This window comes from Mesorhizobium sp. WSM4807 (assembly GCF_055811615.1).
This window is the reverse complement of sequence record NZ_JBVVQY010000021.1, coordinates 17,480-36,504: the sequence shown is the minus strand read 5'-3', so window position 1 is coordinate 36,504 and position 19,025 is coordinate 17,480. Positions and strand designations below refer to the sequence as shown.

The 19,025-nt window shown below is 65.9% G+C and carries 5 protein-coding genes; 2 read left to right on the top strand and 3 right to left on the bottom strand.

Features of this window, described 5'->3' with window-relative positions:
- Positions 1–102 precede the first annotated feature (102 nt).
- From AC0L3N_RS23965 to AC0L3N_RS23955, 3 genes are all read right to left on the bottom strand, one after another.
- Complete coding sequence (locus AC0L3N_RS23965; protein ID WP_473549829.1) at positions 103–759, bottom strand: M15 family metallopeptidase; 657 nt, start codon at positions 757–759, stop codon at positions 103–105.
- Positions 760–826: 67 nt separating this feature from the next.
- On the bottom strand, positions 827–2,932 hold the full coding sequence (gene pbpC, locus AC0L3N_RS23960; RefSeq protein WP_473549827.1) for a penicillin-binding protein 1C: 2,106 nt from the start codon (positions 2,930–2,932) through the stop codon (positions 827–829).
- A 198-nt stretch (positions 2,933–3,130) separates the two neighbouring features.
- Positions 3,131–8,611 carry an alpha-2-macroglobulin family protein gene (locus tag AC0L3N_RS23955; protein WP_473549826.1) on the bottom strand — a complete coding sequence of 1,827 codons (5,481 nt, stop codon included), beginning with the start codon at positions 8,609–8,611 and terminating at the stop codon, positions 3,131–3,133.
- A 276-nt stretch (positions 8,612–8,887) separates the two neighbouring features.
- Here AC0L3N_RS23955 and AC0L3N_RS23950 point away from each other — a divergent pair, with 276 nt between their 5' ends.
- Together AC0L3N_RS23950 and AC0L3N_RS23945 are read left to right on the top strand one after the other, a co-directional pair.
- The gene (locus AC0L3N_RS23950) at positions 8,888–10,816 is read left to right on the top strand and encodes an autotransporter assembly complex protein TamA (RefSeq protein ID WP_473549824.1); all 1,929 of its coding nucleotides are present in this window, start codon (positions 8,888–8,890) and stop codon (positions 10,814–10,816) included.
- Positions 10,816–18,732 (top strand): translocation/assembly module TamB domain-containing protein, encoded by a 7,917-nt coding sequence (locus AC0L3N_RS23945; protein ID WP_473549823.1) that lies wholly within the window; start codon positions 10,816–10,818, stop codon positions 18,730–18,732. The genes AC0L3N_RS23950 and AC0L3N_RS23945 overlap by 1 nt, the downstream gene beginning before the upstream one ends.
- The last annotated feature ends 293 nt before the right edge of the window (positions 18,733–19,025 follow it).

Here is a 19,025-nt window from a genome sequence, read left to right as displayed (position 1 = left end):
GTGCGGATTCGGGCTCATGAAGCGATCTATCTAGAGACAGGTCGCGTCTCGGCAATGGCTGGATGTGGTGCGAGCGCGAATTGCCTTCGCAGCGGCCAGCGTTTAGTCGGCGGTGACGGGAAAATCGAAGCGCTGCTTTGGAAATGGCTCGTTTTCCAGCGTGAAGTGCCACCATTCGCGCGCATAATTCCTGAAGCCGCCGGCGCGCATGGCCTCGACAAGCCTCTTGCGATTTGCGGTTGCTTCCCCGGCGAGCGGACGGTGCGCCGTTTCGCTCATCGGGTCGAAACAGTCGAAGCCGGTGCCGAAATCGAGCGTATCGGCATTGGGCGCGCCGCAGGCCTGTTTTGGAGCGGTGTTGCGGTCGGCTCGCGCGATGGCGACATCGACGGTCGAGCCGCGCGAATGCGTCGACAGTTCGCCGACATATCCTTTGGCGATGAGGTCCTTGCGCTTGACCGTCGGATACCATTGCGGGTCGGGTGGTCCGCCTTCCCCAGTCCATTCGCCAATGTCGGAGACGGCGCGCGCCGGGCGGTAGCAGTCGAACACGACCAGCGTCAGCCCCTCGGCGGCAATCGCTTTCTGGACTCCGGAAAGCGCTTCCGCCGCTCGCCCGGTGAGGATGCATACCGGCGCGTCGTAGCCGGCTGCCTTGCGGTGCAGGAAATTATCTGTGCGGGCGTAGCGGATGTCCTGCCGGATGGTGCGATCGATGTCGGCCAGCCGAACGAAGCCGGCGGGGAGGTCTGCGGACAAGACAGGGGCGGTACCGGCAGCCGACAGCAGGGCGCAAAACGCAATGCGCTGAATCGCTTGGCGCATTCTATTCAACGAACACTTTCACGCTGGCCGCGCGCCCGGCCGCGTCGATCACGGTCAGGGTCGAATAGCCGGCGCCGTCCGGCTGCCAGGTCGCGGTGCGCCGCCGGTCGATGCCGACCAGCGGCTTGCCATTGGCCAGCCAGCGGAACGGGGCGCGGCCGCCTTGCAGCTTCAGCACAAGCGGCGTGGCGTCGGCGGCAGTGGTGCCGAGATCGACGCGGGCGCCGTCGGGCGGAAAAATGATCGTCGGCGCGGGCTCGGTCGACGTCGCCTGGACCAACCCGTCGGCGCCAGAACCGAAGCGCGCCAATGTCACCGGCAGTTCGTCGCGCCTGGGTCTGACGACGCCGGCCGGCTGGCTTGGCAGCGGCACGGCAGCCAGGCCGGAGCGGACAAAGCCCTCGAACAGGATCGGTGCGGCCGAGACATAGCCGGACAGGCCAGGCACCGCGCCGGCATCAGGACGGCCGACCCAGACGCCCAGCACGTAGCGCCCGTCGAAGCCGACCGACCAGGCATCACGGTAGCCGTAGGAGGTGCCGGTCTTGTAGGCGATGCCGCGCCGGGCGGCACCCTCGGGCGGCTTGACGCCCGACAATATGTCGGTGATCTGCCAGTTCGCCTGATCGTCGAGGATGGAAGCGGTGGAGCGTTCGGCATTCGCCGGCTCGGTGCCGTCATGCAGCGTGTGCGCCTTGCCGCCATTGGCAAGCCCGGCATAGAGCTGGACGAGGTCGCGCAGCGTCACGCCGACGCCGCCAAGGCCGATGGCGAGACCCGGCGCCTTGTTGACGGGCAGGATCGGCGCGACGCCGGCCTGGCGGAAGCGCGCGAGCAGCCGCGCCGGCCCGACCGCGTCGAGCACACTGATCGCCGGTACGTTGAGCGACAGTTGCAGCGCCTGCCGGATGCTGACGTCGCCCTGGTAGTCCATGTCGAAATTCTTCGGCCGGTAGCCGGAAAAATCGGTCGGCCTGTCGTCGATCAGTGTTTCCTGCGCGACCAATCCCTGTTCGAAGGCGAGCCCGTAGATGAACGGTTTCAGCGTCGAACCGGGCGAGCGGACGATCCTGGTCATGTCGATCCAGCCGGAGCGGCTGGCGTCGAAATAGTTGGCAGAGCCGACTTCGCCGAGGATCTCACCGGTGCGGGCGTCGGCCAGCACCATGGCGACGGAGAGGCGGGGGCCAAGCCTGGTTGCGGCATCCCTGGCCACCTGTTCCAGCCCTTCCTGGACGCTCTTGCGGATCGTCAGTCGCAGCTTCTGGCCAGGAACGGCCCTGGGCAGCATCGCATTGGCGGCATGGGCGGCGAGCGCCGGCAGCGTGCGGCGGATGGCGGAAACATCGTCGAGCGCGGCACGTGCGGCCTCGCGCTCGCCGAGCAGGCCTGACGAAACCATCCGCATCAGCACCCGGTCGCGGGCGGCGTGGGCGATTGAAAGGTTGCGGTCGGGCCGGCGCTTTTCCGGCAATTGCGGCAGCGCGACGAGCAGGGCCGCCTCCGAGACCGTCAGCCGCTTCGGCTCCTTGCCGAAATAGGCGAGCGAGGCGGCGCGCACACCTTCGAGATTGCCGCCATAGGGGGCCAGCGTCAAATAGCGTTCGAGGATCTCGCGCTTGGTGAGCCGCCGCTCGACCTGTAGGGCGCGCAGCATCTGCTTGACCTTCGAGCCAAGGCTGCGGCTGTCGCGCGGTTCGGTCAGCCTGGCGAGCTGCATCGACAGTGTCGAGCCGCCGGAGACGATACGGCCATTGGCCACGAACTGGCCGGCGGCGCGGGCCAGCGCCAGCATGTCGACGCCTTCATGGTCCCAGAAGCGCTTGTCCTCATAAGTCACCAGCATGTCGACGAACTGTCTGTCGACCTGATCGAGGCGAGTGGCGAGCCGCCAATAGCCGTCCGGCGTGGCGAAGGCCCGCAACAGCTGGCCGTCGCGGTCCTGCACTTCGGTCGATACCGTCAGCGCCGCCGGCAGCGGCGGCGGAAAGGCGCGGTCGAGCTGCCAGAGGGTGGCAGCGGAGAGGGCGAGGAAGCCGGCGAGGGAGGCGGCGGCGATGGCCGAACGGCGCAAAATTTTTCGGGAAAGCACGGCGCCGCCCCTCATCCGCCTGCCGGCACCTTCTCCCCGTATTGTGACGGGGAGAAGGGGGCTGTCACGGCCCACGGTGGCTTTTCTGCAGCGTTCGAGTTTGGCGAAAACTTCGGCGCAGGCCTCTTTCTCCCCGTCACTATACGGGGAGAAATGCCCGGCAGGGCAATGAGGGGCAGCGCCATCGCCATGTTCCTGTTCGCCATCTTTGTCTTACGGCGCCTTGACCTCCATCATGCCGGTCGCGGTGCGGGCCGAATATTGCGGCCGGTACATGTCCTCGACACTCGCCGCCGGATGCGCATAGGCGCCCGGCGTCACCGCACGCACGACATAGGCGAGCGTGATGTTGCGGTCGCCGTCGCCATCGTTCGGATTGAAGGCGGCGACGAAACGGTCGTCGCGGAATTCGAGATGGGCGGCGTCGGTCTGGGCCAGCCAGGAGAAGTTCGACAACTGGGCGCTGGAAACCAGGCCCGGATTGTCGATCTCGAAGCCGGCCGGCAGCAGATCAGTGATCACCAGACGCGACGGCCATTTGTTCTGCTCGTAGACCTTGAGCACGACGACATAGCGTTCGTTCTGGGTCGCCTCCGTGACATTGGCTTCGGTGCCGTCGAGCTTGTAGTAGGTGCGGCCGATGGTGAAGCCGTTGCCGCTGGCCGGCAGCGGCTGGATCGGCGAGGCCACCGTGGTGACGACCGCCTGCAGCGGGTTGCTGCCGGTGTTGGCGACGGTCAGTGGACTGTCGGCAAGGTCGCTGCCGGCGATCTGGTCCGAATAGGCGCCGGCATGCGGCGCGCCGTTGATGGTCAGCGCGATCGAATCGTTGCCGGCCTTCAGTGCGCGGGCCGCCAGCAGCATCCAGGACTCGTCCTGCGTGCTGGTCCATCTGACGGCGGCGCGTTCCTGCGTCACCCGCTTGATCAGCGCCGGCACGATCGTCGGTACCGGCTTCGATTCGGCGGCGAGCGCCAGCATCGCCGCGCCGTCACGCAGCGGCGAGCCATAGTCGGACCTGTAGTAGTCGTATGCGGAGGTCGACTGGGCCAGTTGCAGGGCGGCCTGGAAGGCGGCTTCCGAGCGCTGCGTGTCGCCGTAGAGCGCCAGGCCTGCCGCCAATTGGGCGACGGCCATCGGGCTGGAAAAGGCTTCGAGCTGTGTGTCGGCATAGTAGCGCAGATCGCCGATCGAGGCCTTCTTGTTGCGGGCCAGCACATAGAGCGCATAGGCGATCTCACTGCCGCGATCCTTGACGTCCTGGTCGTAGCCGATCGCGTTTTGCAGATTGCTCAGCGCCTGGTTCATCGCCTGGGCCGGCACGTCGTATTTCTGCTCGCGCGCCCGGGTCAGGAAGTCGGTGACATAGGCGTCGAGCCACAGGTCGCCGGAGCCCGGACCCCACAGGCCGAAGCTGCCGGCCGAGGCCTGGTAGCTCAGCACCTTGTAGATTGCGTCCTGGATGCGGCCATGCAGGTCGGCGTCGCTGGCCATGCCGACGCCCGACGCCATCTCGTTGACATAGAGAAGCGGCATGGCGCGGCTGGTGGTCTGCTCGGCGCAGCCATAGGGGTAGCGGTCGAGCGTCATCAGGAGCGACGGCACGTCGAAGGCCGCCGCCTGCGAAACGCCGACGCTGACCGAAGCGCCGTCGAGCAGGCTTGCCGCCAGGAGCTCCTTGTCGACGCGCAGCGACCCGCCATTGCCCTTGAGGTCGACCACCATGCGGGTGGTCACCGGCAATTGCGCCGGGCGCACCGGCACATAGAGCGTCTGCTCGACAGCGGTGCCGTCGGCATGGGCGAGCTTGATGGTGATCGAGGCGTCACCCGGCGTTTCAGCGATCAGCGGCACGGTCAGCGTCTGCCGCTTGCCCTTGGCGAGCGTCAGCTTTTCGGGCAAGGCGGCACTGCCGGTCGAAAGATTGCCGGTGGTGTTTATCGACAGTGCATAGTCGCCCTCCGGACCGTCGGTGTCGGTGACATCGAGCCGCATGACGGCCGAATCGTCGGGCGCCAGGAAGCGCGGCAAGCCGGCGGTGATCACCACCGGATCGCGCACGATCACGTCGGACTGGGCATGGCCGACCCCGTCCTCGGTCCAGGCGACGGCCATGACGCGCACGGTGCCGTTGAACTGCGGGATGTCGAAGTCGATCCGCGCCTTCCCGTCGGCATCGAGCTGGACCGGACCGGAGAAGAAGGCGACCAGCTTTTCGGTCGGCGGGTTGCCTTGCGACTGTATGTTGGCGCCGTCGCCGCCGGTGCGCAGCTTGCCTGACGTGCCCAGCGAGCCGTCGATCAGGCGGCCGTAGAGGTCGCGTACCTCAAGGCCGAGCATGCGCTGGCCGAAGAACCAGGTCTCCGGATCCGGCACCTTGTAATTGGTCAGATTGAGAATGCCGACATCGACGGCCGCGACCATGACATAGGCGTTGGCGCCCGGCTGCACGCCGGCCACGGAGACCGGGATCGACAGCTGCTGGCGTGGCATGGTCTTGTCCGGCGGCGTCAAGGTGACGGCGAGCTTCTTCGAGCCCGGATCGACCTTCAGCCATTTGACGCCTATGGCGCGCGCCGGCATGCGGGTTTCCTGCGCATCGCCCGGCCTGAACAGCGTTGCCGTGACATAGGCGCCGGCGCCCCAGTCGTCGCCGACCGGGATGTCGATGGTGCTGCCGCCGGCCGGCACGCTGGCTGTGACGGTCTTCAAGAGTTTGTCGGCGCCGATGGTGACGAGCAGCTCGCCGGCAAAATGCGGCGACACTTTGAGCTTGGCCACTTCGCCCGCCGCGTAGTTATCCTTGTCGAGGGCGATTTCCAGGCCGTCAGGCGTTTCGGTTGTGGTGGAGCTGACATACCAGCCGGCGTCGAATTCGTAGCTGGTCGCCGGGCCTTCCGGGTCCGAGGTCTCGATTTCGAGCCGATAGCGGCCCCAGTCGACCGGCAGCGAGACGGTGGCCTCGCCGTTAGCGGTCAGGTCGACCTGGCCGTTGGCCACCGACTTGGTGAAAGTGACCGGCTCATAGTTCCAGGAATTGCTCGAGCGGTACCATTGGTAATTGCGTTCGACCTTGACCAGCGACCATTGCGCGCCCTGCAACGCCTCGCGCTTGCCGTTGGGGTCAACGGCAATCAGGCTGAACTTCGCCGTGCCGCCTTGCGGCACCTCGTCACCGTCGAAATCCGGGCGGATGCCGATCATGTGGCCTTGCGGCCGGATGCCGATGTTGAGCGAGCGCTCGACGGCGCGGCCGCCGGTCTCGCGCATCCTGACCGTAACCTTGGCATCGACCAGTTTGGTGGTCGAGGGCAACTGGTCGACGGAAACCGGGAAGGTTGCCTTGCCGTCTTCACCGACCACGGGCAGGCCGGTGAACGGCGTGACTGACGGTTCCGCCGACTGCTCGTCGGCGAGGCCGAAGGAATAGCCCTTGAAGCGGTCCCAGTCGCGGATGGTCGACAGCGTCAGTTCGCCTTCGAGCGCCAGCCCCGCGGCCGGCGCGCCATAAAGGAAGCGGCCGTCGACAGTGACGTTGGCAGTTTCGCCCTGCGCGATCTCCTGCTTGTCTGAGGACAGGTCGAACTCGATGCGATCCGGCACGAAATCCTCGACCAGGAACATCTGGCTAGCGACCGCCGCCTGCTTGGGGTCGGTGTGGATCGCTACCGTCCAGGTGCCGCGCATGGCGTTGGGTTCGAGCGGCAGGTCGACGGCATGGCCGCCGGCCGACACGCCATCGCTGACGATGCGGCGGTTCTCGACGCCGTCGGGACGGGTGAAGATGAAGGTCAGCGGCAGGTTCTCGACCGCCTTGGCGGCGCCATCGCGGGCAAGCGCCGCGACATGGACGTCCTCGCCGGCGCGGTAGATGCCGCGTTCGGTCCAGGCATAGACGTCGAGCGCGCCCGGCGCCGGACGCCCCGTGACGCCGCGATCGGAAAGATCGAAGCCGGCGCGGCCCATGTCGAGGAAGACGAAGTCGCTGTCACCCTGCTTGGCTGTCAGCACGGCTGGGACCATGCCGCCGTCGCCCCGCGTCAGTCCAGGCTTGAAGACGGCGCGGCCTTCCGCGTCCGTGGTTGCGGTGCCGAGGATTTCATTGTTCCTGGCCAGCAGCGTCAGTTCAGCACCTGATATCGGCTTGGCGGTTCCGAGCGAACGGGCAAAGACGTTCAGCCCATCCTGCCCGGTATAGGTCGACAGGCCGATATCGGAGACGACGAACCATTGCGTGGCGCGCGAATCATAGTCGTTGTCATTCTCATCGACCGGTTGCGCGGTCAGCACATAGACGCCGGGCTTGCGCTGCGGCAGCGCTTCGTCGACCGGGAAGGAGGTGGTGACTTCCTTGTTCAGGTCGTTGGCGATGTCGAGCTGGCCTTGCCAGACCGGCTCGCCCATCTGATCGGAAATGTTGGAGATGTCGTAGCCGTCAAGCTGGCGCAGGAACTGGTAGCCGGACAGAAGCTGGGTCAGCGAGCGGTCGCCGATGCGGTAGAGCTTCATTTCGGCGGCGCTCATGTTGACGGTGACGACCGGGATGCCGCGGCGCGCGCCGGCCGGCAGCACGAAGCTGTCGCCGGTGAAACGGGCGGACGGAGCGCGGTCCTGCACATAGATCGACAGCACCACCGGGGTGGTGATCACCTCGCCGATGGCGGCCGGCAGGCCGGGGCGGAAGGTCACGTCGTAATGCTGGCCGTGCTCGAGCCCCTCGACGCAGATCTGCTTGTCCTTGGCCTCGACGCCCTTGGGGGCGGCGTTGTCGACGGTGACGAATTGCGAGTAGTCGACACCGGTCTTGACCAGGTCCTCGGAAAACTGCGCGCAGATACGCGGCGCGCTGGTGTCGGCGTCGACCGTGTGATCGACGACGCGGAAGCCCTTGCGGGCCTTGAGATCCTGATAGGCGGCCGAGACCCAAGGCGAACTGACCAGCGCGAGGCTCGCTTCGTAGGCCTGCAGGGCCGGCCGGGGGAGGTCGCGGCGGTCGAGCCCGTCGCCAAGCAGCGCCAGCGCTTCGGAGCGCGTTTTTGTAGTGCGCAGCAATTTGTAGGCGTTGAAGCCGGCGGAGGTGGCGTTCGCCGGCAGGGTGGACGCCTCCGCGCTGTTGGCGGTCGGCTGCACGGCGAGCGTTTCCCGCGCCAGTTCGAGCCAAAGCTGGCCATCGTCGGGCGATACCGAAACCAAAGCCTCATATTTCTGCATGGCCGTGCGGTGGTCGCCGGTCTGCGACGCCTGTTTTGCCGCCTCCCGCAGCGCCGTCAGCCCTTCGGTGGGCTTGGTGTAGGCCGGGCCGGTGAGCCTGTTGCGGTATTGCTGGGCCTGGTCGGCCATCCAGGCGGGGAAGAAGGCGAGGTCCGGCGGCGCGCCGATATCGGGGTCGCCATCGACGTTGACGACCTTGCCGGCGACGGCGCCGTTGAAGGGCTTCAGCGTGTTATAGTCCGATTTGAGAAAGCACCATTTGACTTTGGGGTTATAGGTGAAGGCGCGGCAGGCGGGATCGCCGAGACATGTCGTCTTGCACTGGTCGAGGCTGACATTCTGGTCGGATCTGAGATCGAAACCGAAATAATCGGAATTGCCCGATGTCACCACCCGGCGCGCTTCGGCCGCTTGGGCGACACTGCTCCAGGCGAAAAAGAGAAGAAAAAAGATCGACAGACCACGAGCCGCGCGCATTGCCATAACACCCTCCAGACACTGCTTACGTTACGTCCAGACATGTTCAAGCTCAGTCACGCTTGTCAACACGAGGACGCGGCAGGTTCCGCCTGCCAACGGTTTCCTTTCCGGCCGATGACCGGTAGTACCTCCATAGGACAGGGATCACGCATTCTTGCGGCGACGCAGAAGGTGTGAATTCCAAGCCCTGTCCATTTCAGACAATTGGATTGTGGCTCCTTTACGAGCAATTCAGAACTTCATTCCAATTTTAGCTTTGGCAGCTAGTGTAGAGTTGTAATGTCGGCGTATGAAAGGCAGATGTGGGGAGGAACCGCGCCACGGCGTGTGCTTTCGCACGCCCTGCTTTTCGCCTTGCTGTGCTCGACTGCATTGGTTGCCGCGAGCGGAAATGCGGCCGCTTTCGAGATCTTCGGCATCAAGCTGTGGGGATCGTCAGAGGACGAAGACGCCGACATCGTCGATCCGCTGCGCTATGCGGTGACCATCGAGGCGCCCGACGCCGACGAGGACCTCGCCGAGAAGCTCGAAAACGCCTCGGCGCTGCAGGACGACGAAGAACGTCCAGTCTCTGGTTCGCTCGGCCTGCTGGCCAAGGCGCGTGGCGACCGCGATCAGCTTGTCGCCGCACTTTACGCGGACGCCCGCTATGAGGGCGTCGTCACCATCACCATCGAAGGCAAGCCGCTCGACGATTTGCCGCCCGACGCCGAATTTTCGGGTCCGCAGCCGATCCCGGTGGTGATCAACATTGCGACCGGGCCGAAATTCACGCTTGGCGACATCAGGCTGGAGGGCGATGCGGCGGGGCTGGCGGGCGCCGATTTCGGCCTGATCGCCGGCGGCGATGCCGGTTCCGGTGCCGTGCTCAAGGCCGAGGCGTCGATCGTGCGGGCGCTCAAAGAGGAAGGCAGGCCGCTGGCCAAGGTGACGGAGCGCGAGATCGTCGCCGACCACGCCACCTCGACGCTCGACGTAACGCTGACCGTGGCGGCCGGGCCGGTTGCCGGCTACGGCGACACCACGGTCGAGGGCACCGAAAAGGTCGACCGCGATTTCACCGAATATATGACCGGCCTGAAGCGAGGCCGCCAATATTCGCCGGAAGAGATCGACGAAGCGCGCGACCGCCTGCTTGGGCTGGAAGTCTTCAACAGCGTGACGCTGAAGGAGGCCGACGGTCTCGACGCCGACGGCAACATCCCGATCGGCGTCGAAGTGAGCGAGCGCAAGCCGCGCTTTTTCGGCCTTGGCGGCACCTTCTCCAACACCGAGGGGCTCGGCCTCGAAGGCTATTGGGGCCACCGCAACCTGTTCGGCCGTGCCGAAAAGCTGCGCATCGAGGGCGCAATCAGCGGTATCGGCAGCAATGAGCTGACCGAGCTCAACTACAATGCCGGCATCATGTTCGAAAAGCCGGGCGTCGTCGGGCCGGCGTCGAAATTCTTCGCCGGCGTCAACACCGTATTAGAGCATCCCGACGCCTACGACCATTTCTCGGTCAAGGGCAACACCGGCCTGTCTTATGAACTCGACAGGCAGCAGACGGTTTCCGCGGAAGTCGCGCTCGACTATTCGAAGATCACCGACTCTTTCGGCAAGCACACCTATCTGATCGCCAGCGTTCCGCTGCGATATGTCTTCGACAATCGCGACAGCCGGCTGAACCCGACGACCGGATTCAGGGCGCTGGCCTATGCCGAGCCGAGCTACGACATTTTGAACGGCGCGGCCTTCGTCAAGCTGAGAGGCGAAGGATCGGCATATCAGTCGCTCGATGCGGCCTCGAAGTTCGTCTTGGCCGAACGCGTCGCCATCGGCTCGATCATCGGTGCCGGCCTTCAGGATGTTCCGGCCGACCGGCGCTTCTATTCCGGCGGCGGCGGCTCGGTGCGCGGTTATGCCTATCAGGGCATCGGTCCGAAGGACGCCGACGGAGAGCCGATCGGCGGGCTATCCTTCTTCGAGACCTCGGTCGAGATGCGCATTGCCATCACCGACACGATCGGCGTCGTGCCGTTCGTCGATGCCGGCACGGTCTCGACCAAGCAGTTCCCGGATTTTTCCGACACTCAGGTCGGCGCCGGCGTCGGCCTGCGCTATATTACCCCGTTCGGACCGCTGCGCATCGATGCGGCGGTGCCGCTCAACCGGGGTCCCGATGACCCGCATTTCGGCATCTATGCCGGCATCGGCCAGGCGTTCTGATGACAATGTTCAAGCGCGTCCTTCGCATTATCCTTTACACGCTGCTCATCGTGGTGGCGGCGGTCGTCGGTGCGCTCGTCGTGCTGACCAAGACCGAGCGCGGCCGCGACAATCTCGCCGGCATCATCTCGACCATGGCGTCGACCGATGACCGGAAGGTCAGGGTCAGCGGCATCGACGGCATCTGGTCCGGTGCGCTGACTGTCGATCATGTGGTGCTGGAGGATCGCCAGGGCGCCTGGCTGGTGGCGCGCAAGGTGGCCGTCGACTGGTCGCCGCTGGCGCTTCTGTCGAAAAACTTCAGCGCCGGCCGCATCGCCGCCGATCGCATCGAACTGGCGCGGCTGCCGGTGGCCGGCACCCAGCCGAGCCAAGATGGCGCCACCACCCTGCCGGTGTCGCTCGACATCAAGCAGATCGACCTGCCGGAAATCGCGGTCGGGCAGGCGCTGGCCGGCAGCGGTATCGCAGAGCTCGCGGCCAAGGGGTCGTTCAAGGCCGACGCGGCGCCGCTGGCGCTCGAAACCAGCCTCAACATCACCCGCCATGACGGCAAGCAAGGCCAGGTCGACGCCAACATCCATTTCGCGCCCGCCGACAACAAGCTCGACCTCGATCTGAAGGCATCGGAGCCGGCCGGCGGCATCATCGCCAATCTGCTCAATTTGCCGGATGCGCCGCCGGTCAACATCGTCGTCACCGGCACGGGACCGGTCGCCAACTGGAACGGCATCGGTACCTTCGTCGTCGACGGCCAGATCGTCACCCAGATCACCGGCCGCCATCAGTTCACCGATAAGGGCAACTATGTCGAGGCCAAGGGCGACGGCGACTTCCAGCGCTTCATGCCCGACAATCTGAAGTCCTTATTTGCCGGCAAGACCAGCTTCGACCTTGCCGGAACCGCGATCGTGACCGGCGGCGTCGAGGTCGAGCGCGCCGGCATCGACAGCGATGCCGTGCATGGCACCGCCGCCGGCATCATCGACCCCAATGGCGCCAGCGACCTTTCGGTGGAGCTCGCCGCCAAGGGCCCACCGATCGTGCTCAGCCTCGGCACCGCGGTGCAGCCGGTGACGGTCGCGATCACCGGCGCCACGGCCCGCGCGTTCGGCGGCGGCAAGGCGCCGATAGTCGACATCGGCGCGTCTCTGGTCTCGGTGGTGGCGGGCGGCACGCGGGTGGACGATCTGTCGGCTGAAATCCATTCCGACGGCTTCGACATCCAGGACCGCAGCGGACCGGTCACCATCAAGCTTATAGCCGGCGGCCTGAACACCGACGTGGCGACGCTGGCGCCGCTGGTGACCGGCAGGGTGTCCGCGGACCTCGCCGGGTCGGTCAGCAAGGACGAGATCGTCGTCGACCAAGGCACGCTGCGCAGCGATGCGCTCAATGCCTCGGTGACGTCCAAGGTGACGCTGGCCGATTTGGCGATGACGCTCAAGATGAATGCCGATGCCGTCTCGACAGCGCTGCCGCCGCAGATCCGCCCGGTTCTCGGCGAGCGTGTGACATTCTCGGCGACCGCGACCCGCGACCCGCAAGGCTTGTTTGCCGCCAATGCACTGCAATTCACTTCGGGCTCGCTCAGCGCCAGCGGCACCGCCAGCGCGACGGGCACCGACATCCAGGCCGATATCAGGGGTACGCTCGGTGACGTTTCGGTGCTGTCGCCGATGGTTGGCGTACCGGTGGGCGGGGCCGTCGATTTCGCGCTGACGGCGAGCGGCGCGCGCACGGCGCCGGATTTTTCGGTTTCGGCCGACAGCGACAGCCTGACCGCGTCGGGCCGCACGGTTAAGACGATCAAGCTGACTGCGACGGGGAAGGCCGACATCGCCAATCCCGCCGCCGATGTCTCACTGACCGGGTCCGTCGACGACCAGCCGCTCGATCTCAGGGTATCGTTGGTGACGCGTGACGGAAAGCGTTCCCTCAACGGGCTTAGCCTGTCGCTGGCCGACAACAAGATCTCGGGTGATCTCGCTCTCGACGACAGCTTGCTGCCGCTCGGCACGTTGGCACTCGAAGCGCTCGATATCGGGCCGCTGGCCGCACTTGCCGGGCAGACGGCGGCAGGCGACGTGCAGGGCAGCATCCGCCTCTCGAGTGATGGTGGCGCGCCGACGGTCGCGATCGATCTGACGAGCGGGTCTATTTCGCGCGGCGATCTGGCGGCAAAGACCATCGCCGTCAAGGCGCTGGTTGCCAACTATCTCAAGGCACCGGCGATCTCCGGCACGATCAAGGCTGAAACGGTCACTTCGGGGGCCACCGTGGTCAGCGGCATCGGTGTCGATTTGAAGCGCGAAGGCGATTGGACCGGGTTTTCCGGCGGCGCCACCGTCGCCGGCATTCCGGCCACGCTCGAAGGCAGGGTGAAGATCGCGGACGGCACGACAAGCGTCGAGATCGCCTCGGGCGAAGCGACCATTCGCGGCATCAAGGCGGCGATCGTGCAGCCGTCGACCCTGAGCATCGCCAATGGCACGGCCAGCATCGAGAAGCTGCTGCTCGATGTCGGCGGCGGATCGGTGACCGTGTCCGGCACCGCCGGCCCGACGCTCGACCTCGCGGCGGAGTTTTCCGCACTGCCGGCCGCCCTTGCCAATGATTTTTCACCCGGCCTCGTCGCCGCGGGTACGCTCGGTGGAACGGCGCAAGTGACGGGACCGTCGGCAGCCCCCGACATTCGTTTCGAGGCGCAGCTCAGCGGCGCCGAAACCAGCCAGACACGTCAGGCGGGGCTCGGCCCTCTCAACCTCGACGCGGCAGGCCGCTTCTCCTCCGCCAGTGGCGTCGCCATCGACCACGCGACGCTTGCCGGTGACAAAATTTCCGGCAAGGCCGCCGGCACCATCAATCCGAACGGCTCCAGCGATTTTGCGCTCGACCTCGCCTCGACCGGCCCGAGCCTGCCGCTGGCGCTTGGCAGCACCGAGAGCCCGATCAATCTCGAGTTGCAGGCGCTGTCGGTGGAGGTCGCGGGGCAGGGCATGCAATCGACGCTGAATATCTCCGCGACACTGCCGTCGGTCGCCACCAACCTCGCCAACGCCGAAGGCATCGCGCTTGCGCTCCATTCCGACGCCTTCGATCTGAAGGGCCGGACAGGGCCGATTTCCGGCACGGTGACGGCGGACAAGATCGGCCTGGACAATCCGACCATCGCGCCGCTGCTCGCCGGAAAGATCACTGCCAAGGTCGCCGGCGATCTCGCTACCGATACCATCGTCATCGACAGCGGGTCGGTGACGGGCGACGCGCTGAACACCGGCTTCGACGGAAGGGTCTCGCTGGCCGACGGCGCCATCGATCTCAACCTCAGGGCGGATGCGGCTTCCGCAGCGCTGCCGGCGGCAGCGCGCGGTGTGCTCGCCGAGCGGACAGAACTCAGCGCGGCACTGAAGCGTGACGCCAATGGCAATGTCACCGCCAACGCGATCAGGCTGGTATCAGGTGCATTCAGCGCCGACGGGCAGGCCAGCCTTGCCGACAACCAACTCGCCGCCGACATCAAGGGCGCGCTGACCGACATCTCGCTTCTGTCCGGGGATGCCAGGGGCGCCATAACGTTCGCGCTGAACGCGCAGGGCGCCGGTACAGCGCCCGACCTGTCGCTGACGGTCAACAGCGACCGGCTTTCGGTGGCGGCGCGAGAAATCACCGGGCTAAAGCTCACCGCGACGGGGAAGGGCGACATTGCCAGCCCGGCGGCCGATATCTCGCTCACCGGATCCGTCAATGACGAGCCACTCGATTTCAAGGCGTCGCTGGTAACGCGCGGGGGAAAGCGGTCCATAAACGGACTAAGCCTGTCGCTGGGCGACAACAAAGTTTCGGGCGACCTTGCTCTCGACGATAGATTCCTGCCGCTCGGCACGGTGGCGCTGGATCTACCCGATATCAGTCCGCTCGCAGCCCTGGCGCTGGAAAAAGCTAACGGCGACGTGCGTGGCACGATCGCCTTCTCGAAGACCGGCAATGCGCCTGATGTCGCCATCAAGGCGACCACAGATTCAATTTCGCGCGGCGATCTTTCGGTAAAGACGGTCACCATCGATGCACTGATTGCCAACTATCTCGCCGCACCGGTGATCTCCGGAAAAATCCGTGCCGACAGCGTCACCTCCGGCGGCACCGTCATTCGCGGCATCGATGTCGATCTCAAGCGTGACGGCGACTGGACCGGGTTTTCCGGCGGCGCCACCGTCAAGGACATTCCGGCCAGGGCCGAAGGCAGGGTGAAGATCGCGGACGGCACGACAAGTGTCGAGATCGCCTCGGGCGAAGCGACCATTCGCGGCATCAAGGCGGCGATCGTGCAGCCGTCGACCCTAAGCATCGCCAATGGCACGGCCAGCATCGAAAAGCTGATGCTCGATGTCGGCGGCGGATCGGTGACCGTGTCCGGCACCGCCGGCCCGACGCTCGACCTCGCGGCGGAGTTTTCCGCACTGCCGGCCGCCCTTGCCAATGATTTTTCACCCGGCCTCGATGCCGCGGGCAGGCTCGGTGGAACGGCGCAAGTGACGGGACCGTCGGCAGCCCCCGACATTCGTTTCAAGGCGCAGCTCAGCGGCGCCGAGACCAGCCAGACCCGCCAGGCGGGGCTCGGCCCTCTCAACCTCGACGCGGCAGGCAGCTTCTCGTCCGCCAGCGGCGTCGCCATCGACCACGCGACGCTTGCCGGTGACAAAATTTCCGGCAAGGCCGCCGGCACCATCAATCCGAACGGCGCCAGCGATTTTGCGCTCGACCTCGCCTCGACCGGCCCGAGCCTGCCGCTGGCGCTTGGTAGCACCGAGAGCCCGATCAAGCTCGAGCTGCAGGCGCTTTCGGTAAAGGCTGCAGGGCAGGGCACGCAGCCGAAGCTCGACATTTCCGCGACGCTGCCTTCGGCCGCCACCAATCTAGCTAAGGTAGAGGGGCTCACCCTGGCATTGCACTCGGACGCCTTCGACGTGAAAAGCCGAACGGGGCCGATTTCCGGCACGGTGACGGCGGACAAGATCGGCTTGGACAATCCGACCATCGCGCCGCTGCTCGCCGGCAGGATCACAGCCAAGGTCGCCGGCAGCCTCGCGACTGACACCATCGTCATCGACAGCGGCTCGGTGACAAGCGAGGCACTGGACAGCGGCTTCGACGGAAGGGTCTCGCTGGCCGACGGCGCCATCGATCTCAACCTCAGGGCGGATGCGGCTTCCGCAGCGCTGCCGGCGGCAGCGCGCGGTGTGCTCGCCGAGCGGACAGAACTCAGCGCGGCACTGAAGCGCGACGCCAACGGCAATGTCACCGCCAACGCCATCAGGCTGGTGTCCGGCGCGCTGACCGCCGACGGGCAGGCCAGCCTTGCCGACAACCAACTCGCCGTCGACATCAAGGGCGCGCTGACCGACATCTCGCTTCTGTCCGGGGATGCCAGGGGCGCCATCGCTTTCGCCCTGAATGCGCAAGGCGCCGGCACCGCGCCCGACCTATCGCTGACGGTCAACAGCGACCGGCTCTTGGTGGCCGAACGCGAGATCACCGGGTTGAGGCTCACCGCCACCGGCAAGGCCGATGCCGCCAACCCGGCGGCCAATGTCCAACTGACCGGAAATGTCGCGGGCCAGCCCCTGCAAGGCCGTGCCGTGCTGGCGACGTCCGACGGCAAGCGCGCCATCAACGGGCTTTTGCTGTCACTCGGCAAGAACCGGGTATCAGGCGACCTGGCACTTGACGATGCCTTCGTGCCTGATGGCACCGTGGCGCTCGACCTGCCTGATATCGGACCGCTCGCAGCCCTTGCGCTGGAAAAGGCGGAAGGCGACGTGCGTGGCACGATCGTCTTCTCGAAGACCGGCAATGCGCCTGAGGTCACCATCAAGGCTTCGACGGCTTCGATTTCACGCGGCGATGTTTCGGCAAAGACGGTCACCATCGATGCATCGATCGCCAACTATCTCGCGGCACCGGTGATCTCCGGAAAGATCCGCGCCGACAGCGTCACCTCCGGCGGCACCGTCATTCGCGGCATCGATGTCGATCTCAAGCGTGACGGCGACTGGACAGGCTTTTCCGGCGGCGCCAACGTCAAGGACATTCCGGCCAGGGCCGCCGGCCGCGTCAGGATCGCCAACGGCACGACGACGGTCGAGCTCACCTCCGGCCAGGCGACCATGCGCGGCATCAAAGCGGCGATCGCGCAGGCCTCGACCATCACCATCGCCAACGGCACCACCAGCCTGGATCGGCTCGCGCTCAACCTCGGCGGCGGCACGGCGACGGTTTCGGGCAGGGTCGGGGAGGCGCTCAATCTCAACGCGACGCTGGCGCGGGTGCCGATGTCGCTCGCCAACAGTTTCTCGCCGGGCCTCGACGCCGCCGGCTCGATCTCGGGCACGGTGAAGGTGACGGGCGCGCCGGCCAATCCGGCCGTCGCCTTCAAGATCGACGCCGCAGGCGTCCAGACGTCGCAGACCCGCGGTGCCGGTTTCGGCGGCATGGGCGTTTCGTCCTCCGGCACGTATTCGGGCAACAGACTGGCCTTCGACGCCAACATGAGCGATGCCGCCGGTCTCGGCCTCAAGGGCGGCGGCACGATGACGACATCAGGCACGCCCACCCTTGATCTCGACTTTTCCGGCAAGGTGCCGTTCGCCTTCCTCACCCGGACACTCGCCGCGCAAGGCCTGTCGTTGAGCGGCACGGCCGACGTCGATTTGAAGGTGCGCGGCCCGGCGACGTCGCCGGTGATCACAGGCACGGTCCGCACGTCGGGTGCCCGCCTGATCGATGCACGCTCGGGACTTGCGATCAACGATATCACCGCCGATGTGGCGATCGGCGGTGGCGTCGCCAGGATCAACCGCCTGACTGGCAATTTGTCGACGCGCGGCAGCCTGTCGGCCAGCGGCACGGTCGGCATCAATCCGGCGCAAGGCTTTCCAGCCGATCTGTCGGTCAAGCTCGTCGACGGCCGCTACACCGACGGCAGGGTGGTCACCGCCAACCTCGGCGGCGACCTGACCATCAAGGGGCCGCTCGCGTCGGCGCCGGTGATCTCGGGTACGATCAACCTGGCCAAGACCGTCATCACCGTTCCCGAAAAGCTGCCGGGTTCGCTAGCGGCGCTCGACGTCAAGCATAGGAACGCACCGGCCGCCGTGCGCGCGCAGGACAAGGCGTTGCGCCCGGCGACGGCGAGCGGCAGCGGCGGTGGCGGCGGCCTCAATCTCGATGTCACGGTCAACGCGCCGAGCCAGATCTTTATCCAGGGCAGGGGTGTCGATGCCGAGCTTGGCGGTTCGCTGCGGCTGACCGGCCCGGCATCGTCGCCGCAAGCGGTAGGCACATTTGACTTGCAGCGCGGGCGGCTGACGATCCTCGCCAAGCGGCTGACCTTCACCGAAGGCACGGTCGGCTTTTCAGGCTCGCTGGTACCTTATCTCAACCTCACGGCGACATCGACGACGAGCAGCGCCACCGTCACCATCGTGGTGTCGGGCGAGGCGACCAATCCGAAATTCAACTTCTCGTCGGTGCCGGCGCTGCCGGAAGACGAGGTCCTGGCGCAACTGATTTTCGGCCGCTCGATGTCGAACCTGTCGCCGCTGCAGATCGCCCAGCTTGCCGAAGCCGCCGCGCAGCTGGCCGGTGTCGGCGGCTCGACCTCGCTGCTCCAGAACCTGCGCAGCGCGATCGGCGTCGACGATCTCGACGTCATAACCGACGAAGAGGGCGGCACCGCCGTCTCGGCCGGCAAATATCTCAACGACCGCACCTATGTGACGATCCAGAAGGGCGACAAGCCGGGTTCGGGCAAGGCGGCGATCGATCTCGACGTCGGGCGCGGCGTCAAATTGCGCGGCGAGGCCACCGACGCCGGCGAAGCCAAGGGCGGCGTTTTCTACGAGCGCGAGTACTGAAGCCGGCCGACGCGCTGTCACACCCCTATCCGGGATCGGCTGGCGCTGTGCAAAGCTTGGCGCATCACGCAGAAAATCGGAATCGATTTTCGGTTAGGGATCATGCGCAAAATCAAAGTGCTACAGCGTCCTTTGCACCCACCGGTACGCGCGGCGCTGTCGTGAATGTCTCGGTTTAATCGATGCCGGAGATTCGAACGAAATCTGCCGGGCAATAGCAATTTTGCGCCAAGACTGTCGTTATCACGCGAACTGCTTCCCTTCCAAAGTTGCACATTCCTTGGCATGTTCCC

Excerpts from the sequence above, each read along its gene's own strand:
- pbpC (WP_473549827.1), bottom strand. The coding sequence starts at position 2,932 with ATGAGGGGCGGCGCCGTGCTTTCCCGAAAAATTTTGCGCCGTTCGGCC.
- AC0L3N_RS23955 (WP_473549826.1), bottom strand. The coding sequence starts at position 8,611 with ATGGCAATGCGCGCGGCTCGTGGTCTGTCGATCTTTTTTCTTCTCTTT.
- AC0L3N_RS23950 (WP_473549824.1), top strand. The coding sequence starts at position 8,888 with ATGTCGGCGTATGAAAGGCAGATGTGGGGAGGAACCGCGCCACGGCGT.
- AC0L3N_RS23945 (WP_473549823.1), top strand. The coding sequence starts at position 10,816 with ATGACAATGTTCAAGCGCGTCCTTCGCATTATCCTTTACACGCTGCTC.